11 protein-coding genes are annotated in these 19,722 nt (G+C 58.8%); 7 read left to right on the forward strand and 4 right to left on the reverse strand.

Going from position 1 to position 19,722, the window contains the following annotated elements; translation table 11 throughout:
- Positions 1 to 356: 356 nt before the first annotated feature.
- The 3 genes from ACM1ZW_RS16640 (at position 357) to ACM1ZW_RS16650 (ending at position 11,019) form a co-directional block, all read left to right on the forward strand.
- Positions 357 to 6,266 (forward strand): retention module-containing protein, encoded by a 5,910-nt coding sequence (locus ACM1ZW_RS16640; protein ID WP_416738915.1) that lies wholly within the window; start codon positions 357 to 359, stop codon positions 6,264 to 6,266.
- A 271-nt stretch (positions 6,267 to 6,537) separates the two neighbouring features.
- Positions 6,538 to 8,526 (forward strand): hypothetical protein, encoded by a 1,989-nt coding sequence (locus tag ACM1ZW_RS16645; RefSeq protein WP_414878482.1) that lies wholly within the window; start codon positions 6,538 to 6,540, stop codon positions 8,524 to 8,526.
- A 216-nt stretch (positions 8,527 to 8,742) separates the two neighbouring features.
- Positions 8,743 to 11,019, forward strand: coding sequence for an autotransporter outer membrane beta-barrel domain-containing protein (locus ACM1ZW_RS16650; protein ID WP_414878483.1), 2,277 nt, complete (start codon positions 8,743 to 8,745; stop codon positions 11,017 to 11,019).
- A gap of 64 nt (positions 11,020 to 11,083) precedes the next feature.
- Here the strand turns inward: ACM1ZW_RS16650 and ACM1ZW_RS16655 are convergent, their stop codons facing one another.
- The 3 genes from ACM1ZW_RS16655 to ACM1ZW_RS16665 form a co-directional block, all read right to left on the reverse strand.
- A complete protein-coding gene (locus ACM1ZW_RS16655) occupies positions 11,084 to 12,292 on the reverse strand; it encodes an Ig-like domain-containing protein (protein ID WP_416738916.1) in 1,209 nt (402 codons plus the stop codon).
- Positions 12,293 to 12,461: 169 nt separating this feature from the next.
- Positions 12,462 to 12,851 (reverse strand): YbaN family protein, encoded by a 390-nt coding sequence (locus ACM1ZW_RS16660; RefSeq protein WP_414878485.1) that lies wholly within the window; start codon positions 12,849 to 12,851, stop codon positions 12,462 to 12,464.
- A 10-nt stretch (positions 12,852 to 12,861) separates the two neighbouring features.
- Complete coding sequence (locus ACM1ZW_RS16665) at positions 12,862 to 13,449, reverse strand: YecA family protein (RefSeq protein ID WP_017337120.1); 588 nt, start codon at positions 13,447 to 13,449, stop codon at positions 12,862 to 12,864.
- Positions 13,450 to 13,859: 410 nt separating this feature from the next.
- Between ACM1ZW_RS16665 and recQ the strand changes: the two genes are divergently transcribed.
- The 4 genes from recQ (at position 13,860) to ACM1ZW_RS16685 (ending at position 18,768) form a co-directional block, all read left to right on the forward strand.
- Positions 13,860 to 15,986 (forward strand): DNA helicase RecQ, encoded by a 2,127-nt coding sequence (recQ, locus tag ACM1ZW_RS16670; RefSeq protein ID WP_017337121.1) that lies wholly within the window; start codon positions 13,860 to 13,862, stop codon positions 15,984 to 15,986.
- Between the two features lie 132 nt (positions 15,987 to 16,118).
- Positions 16,119 to 16,553, forward strand: coding sequence for a MarR family transcriptional regulator (locus ACM1ZW_RS16675; protein WP_017337122.1), 435 nt, complete (start codon positions 16,119 to 16,121; stop codon positions 16,551 to 16,553).
- Positions 16,554 to 16,681: 128 nt separating this feature from the next.
- Positions 16,682 to 18,436: a FimV/HubP family polar landmark protein gene (locus ACM1ZW_RS16680; protein ID WP_017337123.1), complete on the forward strand. Its 1,755-nt coding sequence runs from the start codon at positions 16,682 to 16,684 to the stop codon at positions 18,434 to 18,436.
- Positions 18,437 to 18,480: 44 nt separating this feature from the next.
- On the forward strand, positions 18,481 to 18,768 hold the full coding sequence (locus tag ACM1ZW_RS16685; protein WP_416738917.1) for a SelT/SelW/SelH family protein: 288 nt from the start codon (positions 18,481 to 18,483) through the stop codon (positions 18,766 to 18,768).
- On the opposite strand, the gene ACM1ZW_RS16690 is transcribed toward ACM1ZW_RS16685, so the two are convergent.
- On the reverse strand, positions 18,762 to 19,655 hold the full coding sequence (locus ACM1ZW_RS16690; RefSeq protein WP_017337125.1) for a DMT family transporter: 894 nt from the start codon (positions 19,653 to 19,655) through the stop codon (positions 18,762 to 18,764). The two genes, ACM1ZW_RS16685 and ACM1ZW_RS16690, sit on opposite strands and share 7 nt — an antisense overlap.
- Between the last annotated feature and the right edge of the window lie 67 nt (positions 19,656 to 19,722).

Raw genomic sequence — 19,722 nt, forward strand, 5'->3', positions numbered from 1 at the left:
GGGAAAAGTTCAATCCACTTATCGATGTGGGGCGAAGAAGTGCTGGAGGGGAGGGATGCGCTACGGTTTTTTGGGTGACGGTTTTTTGTCACTCGTTGGTTCAAAACCGTTACGCATTGCCCGTAGGTAAGGTTGTTTCGCAACAGCATTCCGATGTAATTGATTGCATTGGGTTTTATGCCGAATCGAGACACTTCGCCCATGGGCGACACGCTTGGCGAGAAGTCGCCAGGGCAGCGGCTTGTTCAGGCAAGCCGCCGCCCGGTAGACGTTCCGCCGGTCACCCGCTCACGGCATGAGCACGTTCTTCGCAATCAACAGGATGCCGACAGCGGTTGGCAGCGGAGGAAATGCACATGGCAACGCTCATCGGTATCGTCACTAAGGTCATTGGTCAGGTGTTCGCGCAAGCGAGCGACGGCACCCGACGTGCCTTGATCGAGGGGGACAGGCTGTACGCCGGCGATCAACTGGTCACCGGTGCCGAAGGCGCGGTGGCGGTGCATCTGCAAAATGGCCAGGAACTGACCCTCGGGCGTGGCAGCAGCCTGCAAATGAATTCGCAGCTGCTCGCGCATCAGGTGCCCCATGTGGAAACAGCCGAAGCGGCGACGCCGACGCAGGCGCAACTGTCCGACGTCGAACGAGTGCAAAAAGCCATCGCGGCGGGTGATGACCCGACCCAGACAGCGGAAGCCACGGCCGCGGGGCCGGGTGAACAGGGCGCACCTGGTGGTGCCGCGGGCGGTGGTCACAGTTTTGTATTGCTGGAAGAAGTGGCCGGGCGGGTCGATCCGACTGTCGGTTTCCCTACCGCCGGCTTCAACGGTATTCCTGAATTTCCCTTGGAACGTCTGGCCGGTGATCCGGATAACGGCGGTAACGCGGCTGCAGCGCCGATTGGTGCCGATGCCCCGGATGTTCCGAATGATCCTGAAACGCCAGACCATCCCGTCACCCTCAACGGCCTCGACGTGGCGGGCGGCGAACTGACCGTCTACGAGAAAAACCTCACCTACGGCACTGACCCGGATGCCCCGGCCCTGACCCAGACCGGCACCTTCACCGTCAATGCGCCGGATGGCCTGCAAACCCTGACCGTCGGGGGTATCGCCATCGTCACCGCAGGTGTCGCCGCGGGCTTCCCGCAATCGGCCGAGACCAACACCGGTGCGCTGTTCACCATCACCGGTTACAACCCGGCCACTGGCGTGGTGAGCTACAGCTACACCCTGAATTACGACAGCGATCACCCGAACGCTGGCGGTGCCAACAGCATCTCCGAGAACTTTGACGTTGTTGCCACCGATACGGACGGCAGCACCGCGACCGGCCAGATCAACGTCAACATCGTCGATGACACGCCGGACGCCAACCCTGACGCGACCTCGGTAACCGAAGGCGGTGTCGTCAGCGGCAACGTGCTGTGGAACGATGTCGCCGGCGCCGATGGCCCCTTGCTCGGCGGTGGCGTGGTCGGCGTGCGCGCCGGTTCGGACACTTCGACCCCGGTGAACGGCGGGCTCAACACCCAGATCAACGGCACTTACGGCTACCTGACCCTGGACGCCCAAGGCAACGCCGAGTACCACAGCTATCCGAACTCCGTGAACGGTCCGGGCGCGACCGATGTGTTCACCTACACCTTGCGTGACAACGACGGTGATGAAAGCACCACGACCCTCACCATCGACGTCAACAACAGCTGTATCAACAACCCGGTCACCCTCAACGGCCTCGACGTGGCGGGCGGCGAACTGACCGTCTACGAAAAAAACCTCACCTACGGCACCGATCCCGATAACCCCGCCCTGACTCAAACCGGCACCTTCACCGTCAATGCGCCGGATGGCCTGCAAACCCTGACCGTCGGGGGTATCGCCATCGTCACCGCAGGTGTCGCCGCGGGCTTCCCGCAATCGGCGGAGACCAACACCGGTGCGCTGTTCACCGTCACCGGTTACAACCCGGCCACTGGCGTGGTGAGCTACAGCTACACCCTGAATTACGACAGCGACCACCCGAATGCTGGCGGTGCCAACAGCATCTCCGAGAACTTTGACGTTGTTGCCACCGATACGGACGGCAGCACCGCGACCGGCCAGATCAACGTCAACATCGTCGATGACACGCCGGACGCCAACCCTGACGCGACCTCGGTAACCGAAGGCGGTGTCGTCAGCGGCAACGTGCTGTGGAACGATGTCGCCGGCGCCGATGGCCCCCTGCTCGGCGGTGGCGTGGTGGGCGTGCGCGCCGGTTCGGACACTTCGACCCCGGTGAACGGCGGGCTCAACACCCAGATCAACGGCACTTACGGCTACCTGACCCTGGACGCCCAGGGCAACGCCGAGTACCACAGCTATCCGAACTCCGTGAACGGCCCGGGCGCGACCGACGTGTTCACTTACACCCTGCGTGATAACGACGGTGATGAAAGCACCACGACCCTCACCATCGACGTCAACAACGGTTGCATCACCCCGGTCACCCTCAACGGCCTCGACGCCTGTGGCGGCGAACTGACCGTCTACGAAAAAAACCTCACCTACGGCACCGATCCCGATAACCCCGCCCTGACTCAAACCGGCACCTTCACCGTCAATGCGCCGGATGGCCTGCAAACCCTGACCGTCGGGGGTATCGCCATCGTCACCGCTGGCGTCGCCGCGGGCTTCCCGCAATCGGCCGAGACCAACACCGGTGCGCTGTTCACCGTCACCGGTTACAACCCGGCCACTGGCGTGGTGACTTACAGCTACACCCTGAATTACGACAGCGATCACCCGAACGCTGGCGGTGCCAACAGCATCTCCGAGCACTTTGACGTTGTTGCCACCGATACGGACGGCAGCACCGCGACCGGCCAGATCAACGTCAACATCGTCGATGACACGCCGGACGCCAACCCAGACGCGACCTCGGTAACCGAAGGCGGCGTCGTCAGCGGCAACGTGTTGTGGAACGATGTCGCCGGCGCCGATGGCCCCTTGCTCGGCGGTGGCGTGGTCGGCGTGCGCGCCGGTTCGGACACTTCGACCCCGGTGAACGGCGGGCTCAACACCCAGATCAACGGCACTTACGGCTACCTGACCCTGGACGCCCAGGGCAACGCCGAGTACCACAGCTATCCGAACTCCGTGAACGGTCCGGGCGCGACCGATGTGTTCACCTACACCTTGCGTGACAACGACGGTGATGAAAGCACCACGACCCTCACCATCGACGTCAACAACGGTTGCATCACCCCGGTCACCCTCAACGGCCTCGACGCCTGTGGCGGCGAACTGACCGTCTACGAAAAAAACCTCACCTACGGCACCGATCCCGATAACCCCGCCCTGACTCAAACCGGCACCTTCACCGTCAATGCGCCGGATGGCCTGCAAACCCTGACCGTCGGGGGTATCGCCATCGTCACCGCTGGCGTCGCCGCGGGCTTCCCGCAATCGGCCGAGACCAACACCGGTGCGCTGTTCACCGTCACTGGTTTCAACCCGGCCACCGGCGTGGTGACTTACAGCTACACCCTCAACTACGACAGCGACCACCCGAACGCCGGCGGCGCCAACAGCATTTCCGAGCATTTCGACGTGGTGGCCAAGGATGTCAACGGCAGCACCGCGACCGGGCAACTCGACGTCAACATCGTCGATGACACGCCGAACGCCAACCCTGACGCCACTTCAGTGACCGAAGGCGGCGTCGTCAGCGGCAACGTGCTGTGGAACGATGTCGCCGGCGCCGATGGCCCCTTGCTCGGCGGTGGCGTGGTCGGCGTGCGCGCCGGCTCGGACACTTCGACGCCGGTGAACGGCGGGCTCAACACCCAGATCAACGGCACTTACGGCTACCTGACCCTGGACGCCCAGGGCAACGCCGAGTACCACAGCTATCCGAACTCCGTGAACGGCCCGGGCGCGACCGACGTGTTCACTTACACCCTGCGTGATAACGACGGTGATGAAAGCACCACGACCCTCACCATCGACGTCAACAACGGTTGCATCACCCCGGTCACCCTCAACGGCCTCGACGCCTGTGGCGGCGAACTGACCGTCTACGAAAAAAACCTCACCTACGGCACCGATCCCGATAACCCCGCCCTGACTCAAACCGGCACCTTCACCGTCAATGCGCCGGATGGCCTGCAAACCCTGACCGTCGGGGGTATCGCCATCGTCACCGCTGGCGTCGCCGCGGGCTTCCCGCAATCGGCCGAGACCAACACCGGTGCGCTGTTCACCGTCACTGGTTTCAACCCGGCCACCGGCGTGGTGACTTACAGCTACACCCTCAACTACGACAGCGACCACCCGAACGCCGGCGGCGCCAACAGCATTTCCGAGCATTTCGACGTGGTGGCCAAGGATGTCAACGGCAGCACCGCGACCGGGCAACTCGACGTCAACATCGTCGATGACACGCCGAACGCCAACCCTGACGCCACTTCAGTGACCGAAGGCGGCGTCGTCAGCGGCAACGTGCTGTGGAACGATGTCGCCGGCGCCGATGGCCCCTTGCTCGGCGGTGGCGTGGTCGGCGTGCGCGCCGGCTCGGACACTTCGACGCCGGTGAACGGCGGGCTCAACACCCAGATCAACGGCACTTACGGCTACCTGACCCTGGACGCCCAGGGCAACGCCGAGTACCACAGCTATCCGAACTCCGTGAACGGCCCGGGCGCGACCGACGTGTTCACTTACACCCTGCGTGATAACGACGGCGACGAAAGCACCACGACCCTCACCATCGACGTCAACAACAGTTGCATCAAAGCGTCCAGCGATAATGACGTAACCGTCATCACCAACGTGCTGTCGGGCAGCGTCGCGGTGCCGGGCGAAGCGTTGCTGGCCAACGAGACCGATTCGAAGGGCGATTCACTCACCGCATCACCGACGACGTTCAACACCGGCTGGATCGCCAAAGGTGCGGACTTCACCGGCAGCCACCAGAACTACAGCTTCACCGGCGGCAATGCGCAGTCCGTCAGCATCGCCCGCAGTGCCTTCGTCGCCAACACCGCCGCCATGACCGCGGTGCTGGTGGTCAGCGGCGCGTTGGGCGAAGTCAAACACAACACCCTCAACGACGAGGACCGCATCACCGTCACCCTCAAACAGGGTGAAACCCTTAACCTCGACCACAATCTGGCGGCCGGTCACGTCGCCATGGAGTACTCGGTCAACGGTGGTGCGTTCATTGCCATCGGCGATGGCCAGACCATCACCGCCGCAACGGACGGCACCTACCAGATCCACATCACCAACATCGACAACGACGGGCCGGGCCACAGCGGCAAGGGCGCGGAAAACTACCAGCTGACTCTGACTGTCGACTACTCCGGCGCCCACAACACCACCCCGGACTACCACGGCACCTACACCGTCAACGACCACCACGGCGGCAGCGACAGCGCCGGCGTGACCATCACCTACCAGGACGGTCACACGCTCGCCGGTACGGCGGGCGATGACGTGCTGGTGGCGGGCACCGGCGACAACGTGATCAACGCCGGCGACGGCAATGATGTGCTCACCGCCGGTGCTGGCAACAACGAACTGCACGGCGACGCCGGCAATGACTTGCTCTACAGCGGCGCGGGCAACGACCTGCTCGACGGCGGCACCGGCCTCGACACCGCGAGCTACCTCCACGCCACTGCCGGGGTCAAGGTCGACCTGAGCCTTCTCGGCGCGCAAAACACACTGGGCGCGGGCACCGACACCCTGACCGCGATTGAAAACCTCACCGGTTCCAACTTCGACGACACACTCACCGGCGACAACCACAACAACATCATCACCGGCGGCCTCGGCAACGATGTGCTCAACGGGGGCGGCGGCGACGACTTGCTCATCGGCGGGCTCGGCAACAACACCCTCACCGGTGGTGCCGGCGCGGACACCTTCCAGTGGCTCAAAGATAACAGCGGTCACGACGTGGTCACCGACTTCACCCCGGGCACCGACAAACTCGACCTGTCGCAACTGCTGCAAGGCGAGAACGGCACCGCAGCGTCACTGGATGACTACCTGCATTTCAAAGTCACCGGCAGCGGCGATTCACTGGTCACCAGCATCGACGTCAGCGGCATGGCCGGCGCCGCGCCGAACCAGACCATCGACCTGGCTGGTGTGGACCTGGCCAGCCATTACGGCGTGTCGCCGGGGGCGGGCGGGGTGATTGCCGGCGGGGCAGATACGGCGACCATCATCAACGGCATGTTGAATGACCACTCGTTGAAGGTGGATACCGTGTGACCTGAAACCTTAAACAACAAAACCCGCCATCCCTGCGTAAGGGATGGCGGGTTTTTTGTTGGGCGCAGTTTATGAAAGTGTCCGACCAGTGGTAGCAAAACCTGTGATTTCTGACAGTAGTCAGTCTTGCGTGGCTGCCTTTAAATCAAGACATCGAGATGAGTGAAGCACTCATCAGTGTAAGGCGAGTGATCAGTGTCGGTGCTCTTTGCCTGGCATTGCGATAACTGAACGTCAGGGCAATAAAGCTCAACATCACAGGAGTATTAAAATGTCCAAAAAAGAAAGTTTTCCTTTTAATGGCAGGGACAGGGCGCAATATCGGGCGTTTCGATCCAGTCTGAAACTTGTTGATTTGAATGCCCCTGTGCCAGGCGCCGCTAATCCGTTATTACCGCCCTTGATAGTCGATGGCCCACGGTATCTTCCTTATGCTTATTTCAATAAGTCGCTCGATTTTCTTGTTCCGGAATTCGCAGATCACGCTGATCCAGTGCCGACCCTCGTCACTATTCGAATGTCAGTAGATGGAACCGAGGATGCTCTTACGTACAAATACGAAGAGGTAACGCCTCTCGATCCACCGCCTCCTATTCCAATGACGCTTCATCTGATAGATAAAGATAAAGACGGACTACGCAAAATCAGCTATACCCTGGATTTTGGCGGCAACCCTGCGACTGTGAACTCATTGGACTATATGGTCGATAAAGCTCCGCCAACGCTTGATAAAACGGTAGAGTTGTCGCAGTCCGTGCAAGATTATGGTATAGGCCCGGAAAATTTTACAGGGGGCGCGACTGTCCCGTTGACGTACCAGAATTACACAGGAAAAAGGCTGGGTGATTTGCTTAAATGCTTTATTGGGCCCAGTAGGCAAGTCAGGCGAGAAGTCGGGTCTGTCAGGGTTGATGCAAGTAATAAAGATACTCCAATAGTGTTCAATTTGACTGCTGCGCACGTCGACAGTTATGACGGGGCGTACATTGTTTGGGTCGAAGGGGAAAGTTATCCGGGGGTACCGGCTGTACCGTCGGAACTGACGAACGTATGGGTGTTCAAAGATGCTCGACCAGTTGTTGCGGACTCGCTATACGTCCCTCAAATAGTAGATGCCGATAGCGATGCTCTTGAGGTACAACAATTTATTGACGGCGTTGGTGCGGGCCTTGAAAAATCGTATCCGAACATAAACACTTCGTTGGATAAACTGGTTGTATCCATCGATGGGGTAGAGCAGCCAGAACAATCTATGATTGGGTTCCCTTCTGTGCATGACCTCAATAGCCAGGCTCTTCTTGCGCAAGGTCATGGACGAAGACAAGTAGAGTTGGGGTACAAGATCAAACGCGGAAACGTATTCTTTCCCAAGGACTGGATTACCAGGAGAGTCTGGCTCGACGTCAGGAAGCCGGCTGCACCGTTTGATCCTCTTAAACCCAATCCACCGGATGAAACTTTGTTACAGCCATGGATTCAGGGCCCAAAAAGCAGTGTGAAAAATAGGCTGACGGCCGCCGATAAACAAGACGGTGGTCCTGTAAAAGGATTTTTGCCGTTTCATCCTCTTTTCAAAGTTGGCGATACGGCACAGTTTCTTTTTAATGGTCGTGAAGTACCCCCTCCGGGCGGGATCTGGAAACATCCCGATGATGGCAGCGAAGACCCGTTACAACCTATACCTTTCAATCTTACATGGGCATTTCTTGACAATGTTGGAGACGACGATACTGCGCAGCTTCAGGTCCTAGTGACACATGGTCTGAACTTTAATGAAGCGGTTTCACCTCAGCAAACTGCGTATGTTCGGACGACTCCGACCATTTTGATAGCGGCTGGATTCAGGCATATGAATGCAGATGACAGAGTCGGATTCATATGCAGTTCGTTGAGAAGATTGGTGTTGCCTAATAACGAAGTAGTGGGGGTCGTTCGTATTCCGGGAGATACGCGACTGGCAGATAGGGAAATTACACTGATCTATGGCGGTTATCCAAACGCTAATGCTGTTCCGTCGGACCTTATTGCTGGGTCTGAATTCGACGTGAAATTTACTCCCACTTTAGCGCAGGCCACTGACGGCTTTGATATGTACGTTCAGTATGCCCCTTTGCTGGCGACACGTAATGCTTATGGCCGAGTGGACTACACCGTCGATATAGAAGGCGAATTCGTTTCTACCAAAGGTGTTGTTGTCCGGGTCAACATGAGTCGAGGATCGGATACTTGCGATCTGCCTGCTGTGACTGATCCTGCATAGGTTGAGAGTCAACAGGCGAAAGCCTGTGTGCTGAGTCCAACTGTGTATCCGGTGTCCAAGCGCCGGATACACGTTTTGTTGTTAGGCCTGTAGTGGTTTCTTCTTACTCTTTCAGAGATAAATCCTACATTTTTTTGTAGGAAGTCTCTGTATCGTCCGCAGCCCTCAACGTTCTCCGCTTCTTTGCAGGAGACAAGAAGACGAAAGGACAGACCTATGAACTTTGACAGTCCAATTACACATAAGCCCGCCGTTATGAAATTCAAAGTGCTGGCCTTTTTACCGGCTTTTTTTTTGGTCAGCCCTTCGGCACTGGCGGCGATCACTATCGGCGCTGGCCAAAACGAGACGATAGGTCCGGCAGATCCGCTTAACGACTACATAGTGGAAAATGGCGGTGTACTCAATGCCGTGGGCGCCACGACCCAAAGCTTGACCATCCAGACCGGGTCGACCTTGAACATCGACGGCGCCATCGTCAACGGCAACAGTGGCTCCCACGGCATTTTGGTGAGTGAAAGCCAGGCCACCATCCGATCGGCCACCGTCACTGCTGACACCCGGGCGCTATGGGTCAGTCGACCCAATTCATCCACACAAGGCTCGACTGTCACCGCAACCGACAGCAGATTCCTGGGGGGGGAGACGGGAGCACTGGTCACCGGTCTGAGTACATTGACGCTGGTAAACAGCGAACTCAGAGGGACGAATGCCGGCAGCTTTGGCCTGGACAGTCGTGGCGGTGATGTTCGCGCATTGGCAGGCACACTGATCAGCGGCGACAGCGCAGGCGTACGGATGACCAATGACGCTGGCGGCCAGGGCACAAATACATTGTTGCTGGACAACTCCACTGTAGAAGGCCGTAGCGGGCCGGCGATCCTGGTGGAAGGCGGCGTTCAAGGCGCGACGATTCAAGTGCAGAACAACAGTGTTCTGCGGGCGGCTGATGGCACTCTGTTGAAAGTACAAGGCGCTTCCACTGCGGCAATGAATGTCGTCGGCAGTGCGTTGGAAGGCAACGTGCAAGTGTTGCAGAACAGCACAGTGGACCTCTCGTTCAACGGCGCCTCGATGGTGGGGGACATCCTGCGTGAAAACGGCTCCACCGCCAATGTCACCCTGAACAATGGCTCATCGTTCACCGGGCGCTTGAACAACAGCAACCTGACGCTCAACCAGTCGAGCCTGACCATGGTCGACAATGACAGCATCGACAACTTGTCGATGAACGACGGTATCGTCAATTTCGGTGCACCTGGCGCGCAGCGTGCGAATCGTCAACTTGAGGTCGGTACGCTTTCCGGAAACGGCATCATTGCCATGCAGGGCAATTTCCAGACCGGTGAAAGCGACTTGCTGAAAGCCGATACGGCGAATGGCAGCTACGAGTTGGCCGTCAACGCTTCGGGCAAGGACGCGACGTCTCCTCAGCAACTCACGCTGGTGCAAATTGCCAATAACAACGCAGCTTTCTCGCTGCTGGGAGGCCGGGTCGATGTTGGGACATTTGAGTATGATTTGGCCGAAAGAACCAACGCAGCCGGTGACGCAGAGTATTACCTGAACCCGACCACCCGTCTCACGTCCGGCGCGCAATCAGTGGCGGCCCTGTTTCAAACGGCCCTTACCGTGTCGTACGGCGAGTTGAAGTCGCTGGAATACCGCATGAGCGAGTTGCAGGCGGACGACAAGCGCCATGGCCTGTGGGTACGGTCATATGGCAACAAATGGAACGTTGACGATGGTTCGTCGGGTGTGGGTTATCGTCAACAGCAGCAGGGTTTCACCCTGGGTGCCGACACCCGGTTGGGTGACAGTCCCTGGAAGGTCGGTATGCTGGCGGGTTACAGCAAATCCGATGTGGACCTCAATGGTGGCACCTCGGCCGAGGTCAACAGCTACTACTTCGGTCCCTATTTCGGCTGGCTGGATCGCGACACTGGCTACTACGTTGATGGCGCCTTGAAGTTCAACCATTTCCGTAACGAGTCCAAAGTCAGGATGAGCGATGGCAAGCGTGCCGAAGGCGATTACAGCAACTCGGCGGTGAGTGCGATCGTAGAAGGCGGCCGTAATTTTGACCTTGGGGATGGCTGGTTCGCCAAACCTTCTGCCCAGGTATCCGCCGCAGTCATCCAAGGCAAGAACTATCGCCTGGACAATGACATGGAAGCCGAAGGCGACCGCACGCATTCGTTGCGCACCAAGCTGGGCGTCATGGCCGGTCGAAGCATCGATCTGGGTAATACTCAGGTACGTCCATACGGGCGGGTGGCGGCGGTCCATGAGTTTGCATCGAACGACAACAACGTGCGGGTCAACGGAAACCCGATCAACAACAACTTGTCGGGTTCTGGTTTCGAAGTCGGTGCCGGGGTGACAGTTTCGGTGTCCGAGAACCTGCGTTTTGATGTCGGTGTCGATTATGCCAAGGGTAAAAATATCGAACAGCCGGTGGCCGCCACCTTTGGTTTGAACTATCAGTTTTAAATGTCAGAGACGAAAAAAAACCGCTGTCAGCGGTTTTTTTTCGTTCTGTCTGTTGCACGTTTTTCTAGTCTTCGGAAGGGGCTCTGGCCACGACACTCCATTTATTGGACTCAGCCTTTTCATCTAGTGTCAGGGCGCTAATCTCATAGATTGTCCCGACTGACAGACCGCTTAGGAAAAAGACCCACCTGCCCTCATCGTCGGTGGACTCTGAATCAGCTCGGATAGCACCGTTGACCTTGATCTTGACCGCACTGTTCGGCGTATGGAGGCCCCTGGCAATAAGCCAGCTCTTGTTTATGTCTCCCCCATTAGCAATTACGTTCCCTTCATCATCGTAGATACGGGTTTCTGTAGGCGCGGTGGTAGCCGCTTCCACTGTAATCGTGTATGGCCCAGCCGTGCCGCCACCTGAGTATTTTGCTGTGACGGTGAAGGCGTGGGTGGCTTCGGTCAACAAGCCTGTTGGATGTCTGTAGCGACCGTTTTGATCCACAGTCGCGTCACCCAGCGTGTCACCATTTTTGAATACTTCAACCTTCTCGCCCGGTTCGCCTTCGCCTTCCACAAACAGGGAAGTCTCAGGTGTTGTGGTGCCGTCGGGAACTTCAACTCCGCCAGCGGTAGTGACCTTGTCTAAGGTGATTGGCGTGATAACGTCCTCTTTCACGGTAAATTTGAAAGGGGGCGACACCTTGCCATTGGCACCCTTCACCGTGATGTTGTAGGAGCCTGGATCCAGATCCTCCAGCTTGAAAGTGCATATTCCGCAGGCATTGGTTAGCTCGGTTTTAAGTGAAGTATCGCCATCAAGCACTTCGGCATTCTGGTTCGGGGGCGCATTGCAGGTAATGGTGACTGAAGTCTCACTAATGGTGTCACCGTCAGCAATCGGCTTTCCGTCGGCAACTACCGAATTTATGATTGGCGTGTCGGTAGCGACGGTAAACTTTCTAGGAATCGATACAGGTTGGTTAGCCCATTTGCCTACAGCGAACACACTGTAGCAATCGAACTTCGGCGCATCGAGCAGTGGCGTCACCCACTCACCGGCGCTGTTGCTTGTTGCTTCACCCAGCTTGTCGTTACCGTACATTATCCAGACTAAGCTGTTCCGTTCGGCGTTGATGCCGCCAACTTTGAAAGATGTTTGGTAGGTAGTTCGGTTAATGATGGTCGAGCCGCCGGGATCAACGATTGTACTGATCGTTAACTGATTTTCATCAGTATCTTGGGGCGTAAGCAATGAACTGTTCGAGGGGGTAACAGCCATGATCATGACTCCGGTTGGTCAAGGGGACGGAGTGATTTAAGGCCTCGAACAGTTGAGTTGGCTACTGTCAGAAATAACAGGTTTGAATGTATTTCCGATGAGTGGAGGGGAAACTGGCAGAAGTTGAAAGCAGGCTAATCCGCTATTAACAGCGTCGAGATGTTCAGGATCAACGCAGGGTTTTCTGCCGAAGAATGTAAACCGTCACCAGCACCGCACTGGTCAGCATAAAACCGCGTGCCCACGGCAGGGGCACCAGGTAACACGACAACAGAATGCTCACCCACATAAGGCCAATCGCGTAGACCTTGCCCTTGAGCGGAATGCCGTTGCCGTCGAGGTAGTCGCGAATCCACGGGCCCAGCCGCGGATGCTCCACCAGCCAGCTATAAAAGCGCGGTGAACTGCGAGCGAAGCACGCGGCCGCCAGTAGCAGGAAAGGCGTGGTGGGCAACACCGGCAGGAAAATCCCGATCACCCCCAGCGCTACGCTCAGCCAGCCGATGGCCAGCAGCCCGTAACGCAACATCAGGGAGCGGTGGCCTATGGGGTTGTCCATAGGCAGAACCTTAGTGGTGACGTGGCTTGAGGATCGCCGGTTTTTCGTCTGGCGCGTTGCACAGCAGGTACAGCGCGGTCAGGGCTTCCGGGATCTGCACGATCATGTCGTCCATCAGGTTGGCGTCTTTGGCGATGTCTTCGAACTCAGGCTGTTCGTCGAACAGGCCGGAACCGACCATGATCGGCAGCAGCATTTCGCTGACTTCGTCTTCGGCGGTTTCGAACCAGGCCGCTTCGCGCAGGAACACGCCTTCCATGAAGCCGATGCACCAGCCGCGCAGGTCGGAGTCATCCGGCTCGTCGCCAAGGTCGAGGTCGCATGGCAGCTCGAACTCTTCATCGGATGCCAGCTGGCGAGCGATGTGAGCCTTGAGGGCCAGCAGGGTGGATTCGATCGCTTCACGCTCGGTGTCGTCGGCGTAATGCGGCTCTTCGGCGAAGAGGGCATCGATCCATTCGCGGTCGGGAACGCTTTCGGAACAGATCGACAAGGCGGTGAGGTAGCCGTGGGCGGCCACGTAGTCCAGCGCCTCGTCATGCAGTTCATCAGCGTCGAGGAAGACTTGCAGGCGGGTTAGTTGCTCAGCGAAGGACATTAAAGGGCTACCTTGGGAATTAAACAGATGCGGGAATTCTAGGCCTTCTTGAGCACTCAGGCCAGCCGCGCGGGATATTTGCAACGCTGGGACCTCACAAACACCGCAATCCCTGTGGGAGCGAGCCTGCTCGCGATGAGGTCGGTACATCCAATACATTTATCGCCTGACATGCCGCCATCGCGAGCAGGCTCGCTCCCACAGGGATTGCGGTGTTTGTCCTTATGTGTCTTCTCAGCGGCGCCCTTTGCAAGCGAGGCCTCGGGTATACTCCCGCGTTTTGTGATGCCCTGCTGGCGTCGCGGCTGAAATGTGAAGCGTCATGCAATGTGCACTTACGATTTGTCAGTGCAGTCTTGCGGATCCTGACCCAGCCTTGCAGGGATGTTTCGGTGATTTTTGGAGTTTTTATGCTCGAACAGGCTCAACGCGTCCTCAAGGACATCTTCGGCTACGACAGTTTCCGTGGCCGTCAGGGTGCGATCATTGAGCGCGTGGCCAGTGGCGGCGACGCCCTGGTACTGATGCCTACCGGTGGCGGCAAATCCCTGTGCTTCCAGGTGCCGGCGCTGTTGCGCGAAGGCCTGGCGGTGGTGGTGTCGCCGCTGATCGCGCTGATGGACGACCAGGTGGCGACCCTCGAGGAACTGGGCGTCGCAGCCGCTGCGTTGAACTCCACGCTGAGCGCCGAGCAACAACGCGACCTCGCCGCGCGGATCAAACGCGGTGAAGTGAAAATGCTTTATCTGGCGCCTGAGCGTCTGGTCCAGCCGCGCATGCTGGCCTTCCTGCAAAGCCTTGAAATCGCCTTGTTCGCCATCGACGAAGCGCATTGCGTGTCGCAATGGGGTCACGACTTCCGCCGCGAATACCTGCAACTGGGTCAGTTGGCGGAGTTGTTCCCCAACGTCCCGCGCATCGCCCTCACCGCGACTGCCGACAAGCGCACCCGGGAAGAGATCGTCGATCGCCTGCATCTGCAGAATGCCGAACGCTTCCTCTCCAGTTTCGACCGTCCGAACATTTTCTATCGCATCGTGCCCAAGGAACAGCCGCGCAAGCAGTTGTTGGCGTTCCTCGCCGAACGACGCAGCGATGCCGGCATCGTCTATTGCCTGTCGCGCAAAAAAGTCGACGAAGTGGCGGTGTTCCTCAGCGAGCAAGGCTTCCCGGCGCTGCCGTATCACGCCGGTCTGGCCAACGAAACCCGTGCCCACCACCAGAAGCGCTTCCTCAACGAGGAAGGCCTGATCATGGTCGCCACCGTGGCATTCGGCATGGGCATCGACAAGCCCAACGTACGTTTCGTCGCGCACCTCGATCTGCCGAAATCCCTTGAGGCGTACTACCAGGAAACCGGGCGCGGCGGCCGTGACGGTCTGCCGGCGGATGCGTGGATGGCCTACGGCCTGCAAGACGTGGTGATGCTCAAGCAGATGCTGCAGAACTCCGAAGGTGACGAGCGTCACAAGCGTCTGGAGCAGCACAAGCTCGACGCGATGCTCTCGCTCTGCGAAGAAACCCGCTGCCGTCGGCAAACCTTGCTGGCCTACTTCGACGAAGACATGCCCGAGCCGTGTGGCCACTGCGACAACTGCGTCGACGGCGTACAGACCTGGGACGCCACCGAGCCGGCCCGTCAGGCGCTCTCGGCGATTTACCGCACCGGTCAGCGCTATGGCGTCGGCCATCTGGTGGATGTGTTGTTGGGCAAGGACAACGAAAAAGTCCGCAGCTTTGGCCATCAGCATCTGTCGGTATACGGTGTCGGCAAGGCGATGGGCGAGAGTGAGTGGCGTTCCCTGTTCCGGCAGCTGGTGGCCCGTGGTCTGGCCGATATCGATCTCGAAGGCTACGGCGGCCTGCGCCTCAGTGACACCTGCCGGCCTCTGCTCAAAGGCGAAGTGACGCTGGAATTGCGCCGCGACCTCAAGCCGCAAACCACGGCGAAAAGCAGCAAGAGCCAGGCGAGCCAACTGGTCCGTGGCGAAGAGCGCGAACAGTGGGAAGCCTTGCGTGCCTTGCGTCGCAAGCTCGCCGAAGAGCACGGTGTGCCGCCTTATGTCATCTTCCCCGATTCGACGTTGCTGGAAATGCTCCGCAGCCAACCGACTTCGCTGTCGGAAATGGCCACGGTCAGCGGCGTCGGTGCACGCAAACTCGAACGGTATGGCGAGGCCTTCCTCGAAGTGCTCGGTGGCCAGGTCGAGGCACCGAAAGTGGTGGCCGACGTGCGCCACGAACTGATCACCCTCGCTCGGGCCGGCATGACGCCGCTGCAAATTGCCGGTCAATTGCAGTGCTCGGAAAAGAATGTCTACACCATGCTCGCCGAAGCCATTGGCAAGCAGCAGTTGTCGCTGGAACAGGCGCTGGACCTGCCCGAAGACTTGATGGGCGAAGTCCAGGATGCGTTTCTCGACGGCGAGGGCGAGTTGCCGCCGGTGGCGGAGATTGCCGCGCTGTTCGCCGGTCGCGTGCCGGAAGGTGTTTTGTACTGTGTTCGAGCCGCGCTGCAATCGGAATTCGAGATCTGAATTTCAAATCCCGGACAGGGTTGTATTGATGTAACGATTCAGTACATAGCAAGCCTTGCCTCTGGGCAAGGGTCATGCTTAGCTGACTAATAATTAGTTTTTCTCTTATTTCAGTCTAACCATGAGTGTTTTATGCCGTTAACCGATCAACACCGCTTTGGCATGCAACTGGCCCAGATGTCGCGCGGCTGGCGTGCCGAACTGGACCGCCGTCTGGCCGGTCTGGGTTTGTCCCAGGCGCGCTGGCTGGTGTTGCTGCATCTGGCGCGTTTCGAAGAGGCACCGACCCAGCGCGAACTGGCGCAAAGCGTCGGCGTCGAAGGGCCGACCCTGGCGCGATTGCTCGACAGTCTGGAGAGTCAGGGCCTTGTCCAGCGTCAGGCCGTGGTGGAAGACCGCCGGGCGAAAAAAATCCTCCTCTGTGCCCCGGCCCGTCCCCTGATCGAACAAATTGAAACCATTGCCACTCAACTGCGTCACGAGCTGTTTGAAGGCGTCGACGAGGCGGATTTGAAGGTCTGCATGCGCGTTCACGGGCACATCCTGGCCAACCTGGAAAAATCTTGAGGCAGAACCGGGTGTAAGGTTTTTGAGATACCCCGTTCGGCAGACTATAAAGAACTACTAGGCAATATCGTGTTCGTACCGGATGTGCGAACACGCACCGGTTGGTTCTGGTTATCTAAGGGATGCTCATGCTCGAGAGTTGGCACGTTGTAATGCGCTGGTGCGCCAGGCTGGTTCTGGCGGGTGGGGCCGTGACTTACTCTGCATTCGCCCCTGCTTTGGGCCTGGGAGAAATCACCGTGCATTCGGCGCTGAATCAACCGCTGCGTGCCGACATCGATCTGGTGGATGCTGCCGGTCTGGAGGAGGGCGATCTGTCCGTCAGTCTGGCGACCGCGGACGAATTCAGTCGCGCCGGTGTCGAGCGGGTGTTCTTTCTCAATGACCTCAAGTTCACGCCCATCCTGCGGGGCAACCGCAGTCTGATCCGGGTGAGCTCCAATAAAGTCGTCAACGAACCTTTCCTGAATTTCCTCGTGCAGCTCAATCAGCCCAATGGGCGTGTGCTGCGCGAGTACACGGTGCTGATCGATCCGCCGGGCACGCCGGGGATCGTGCCGGTGACTGACGAACCGGTCGCCAACTCCCCGAACTCTCCATACCCGAGCGTCAAACCGGCCGTTGCACCGCCCGCCGCGGCCAAAAAAACGGCCCCTAAAGTTGAACAGCCCGCCGCGCCCGTCATTGATCCCGTCGCCGAGCAATTGGCCGCCAGCGTGCTGCAAAACCAGCAACTGCAAAAAAACGTCGATGAACTGAATGCAAGACTTCAGGTCCAGGACGAACAGATCACCGGTCAGAAAAAACAGATAACCGAGCTGCAAACGCAATTGGCGGAGGCCCAGGCGCCCCCGGTTACGCCTGAGGTTATCGCGCCAGCCCCGGTCGCGTTGCAAGCGCCCGAGACCTCCAACTGGCCAATGATCATCGGATTGTTGGCGTTGGTGTCATTGCTGTTGCTGGGCTGGTTCGTTCGTCGCCAACGACAGCAGGTTCCCGTCCAGGCCGAGGATCCTCCCGTTTTGCCGTCGCGACACGAGCCGGTACTCGATCAATCCGTGGAGCCGTCAGCGAAGCCCGCCCCACTGACATCTGCGCACGAACATCATGATGAAACGCCGTCAGGGGATGTACTGGAAGGCGTCGGCATCTACCTGGCCTATGGTCGTTTTTCCGAAGCGGCTGGCTTGTTGCGCGATGCTTTGGCGAAGGAACCACAGCGCACGGATCTGGCCGTGCAGTTGCTGGAAGTCCTCGGCAAGCAAGGTGACGGGCCCGCCTATGACGTCCAGGAAAACAGCCTGCGAGAGGCCGGGTTCGATGCTCAGCAACTTCAGGACATTCGTGCCCGCTACCCGAAACTGGCCAATGCGGTGCCAGTGGCTGCAGCGACAGCCATCACAACACCGGTGAAATCCGAAGAATCGCCAGGCGACGAGTTCCAGCTGAATCTGGATGACCTGTCGATGGATTCCAACTGGGACCTGGTCAGTCCGTTTGAAAACACTAAACCCGCGTACAAACGACCCGAGGTTGCCGAACCTGCGTTCACCTCGAACCTGCACGTGATGCCCGATGTGTTCGAGATGCCTGAAGAGCCGACATTGGACGAGCCTGAGTTGGAGTGGGTCGCGGAACCTGACTCACAGTCTCTGGACGACGATTTTCTCAACGAGTTCAAGGATGCCGACCCGTCATTCGAGCTTGAAGCGCTGAGCCTGGAACCCGCCGTGCCGGACAACGCAGGCAAACTGGAACAGGCTCAGAACTGCATCGATGACGGCGATCTGAACAGTGCCATCGAGCTGCTGAACGAATTGCTCAAGGACGGCGATGAGCCGCTTAAACAAACCGCTCGGACATTGTTGGCCGGTATTCGCTGAACCACTATCATGGCGACGCCCTCTGGTTCAGGAGTTTCCTCGTCATGACCGCGCACAAACCGGAAATCGTCATCACCTACTGCACGCAATGCCAATGGCTGTTGCGTGCCGCGTGGCTGGCGCAAGAGCTGCTCAGTACCTTTGGCCATGACTTGGGCAAGGTGTCGCTGGTGCCTGGCACCGGTGGTGTGTTTCACGTTTTCTGTAACGACGTGCAGATCTGGGAGCGCAAGGCGGACGGCGGTTTTCCGGAGGCCAAGGTGCTGAAGCAACGGGTCCGCGATCAGATCGATCCGGACCGCGACCTCGGGCACAACGACCGCACTCAGTGAGACGCGGCTTCGGCAGTGACCGTTTTCTTGCTTGAACCGCCGGAGAGCCTGCTGGTCACCACAATCGCAACGATGATCAAGGCGCCGCCGATCAGCATGCGCAGCGTCGGGTTTTCATTGAACAGCAGCCACGCCATGGTGATGCCGTACACCGGCTCCAGCGCAAACACCACGGCGGCGGTGCGCGCCTTGATCACCGCGAGGCTGGCGACGAACAGGCTGTGAGCGACGCCGGTGCAGAAAACCCCGAGCAGGCCGATCCACAGCCAGTCAATGGCACGGACTTCGCTCAACTGAGGCGCCGCCACTGGCAGCAAACACAACGCGACCACCACGTTCTGGCACAGCGCCGCCTGTACCGGCGGAATTCTCGCGGAACTGGCCCGGTTGGTCAGGGACAGTAGCGCGAACAGTAAACCGGAGCCCATCGCCCACAACAGGCCGGTGGTGGCGCCGCTGGCAAGATCGAAATCAGGCGTGACCAGCACCAGCCCGACACTCACCAGCACCACCAGCAGGATTTCATTGGCGCGAATCCGCTCGCGGAAAACAAGCCCTTCCAGGATCACGGTAAATGCCGGAAAACTGGCGAAACCCAAGGTCGCGATCGCCACACCTGCGACTTTCACCGCGATAAAAAAACTCACCCAGTGCCCGGCCAGGAGCAAACCGCTGAGCAGCAGGCGGCGCCAGTCCACGGCTTGCAGTTTCTGCCAGCGCGTCTGGCTGGCGAACCGCGCGAAAACGGCCAGGGCGAGCACGGCAAAGGCCGCGCGACCGAAGACGATGACGGCGGGGGAGGCGGCGGCGAGTTTGCCGAACACACCGGTCAGGCCAAACATCAGTGCGCCGATATGCAAAGCGCCGAGGGCGGTACGGGGAGTCATTGCGATCCTTGACAGTGAACCAAACGGAGTACATTGAACCGCGTGAGAACAGTTATGTCTGTCGTCA

The organism is Pseudomonas sp. NFX71 (genome assembly GCF_048079215.1).
Taxonomy (GTDB): domain Bacteria; phylum Pseudomonadota; class Gammaproteobacteria; order Pseudomonadales; family Pseudomonadaceae; genus Aquipseudomonas; species Aquipseudomonas fluorescens_B.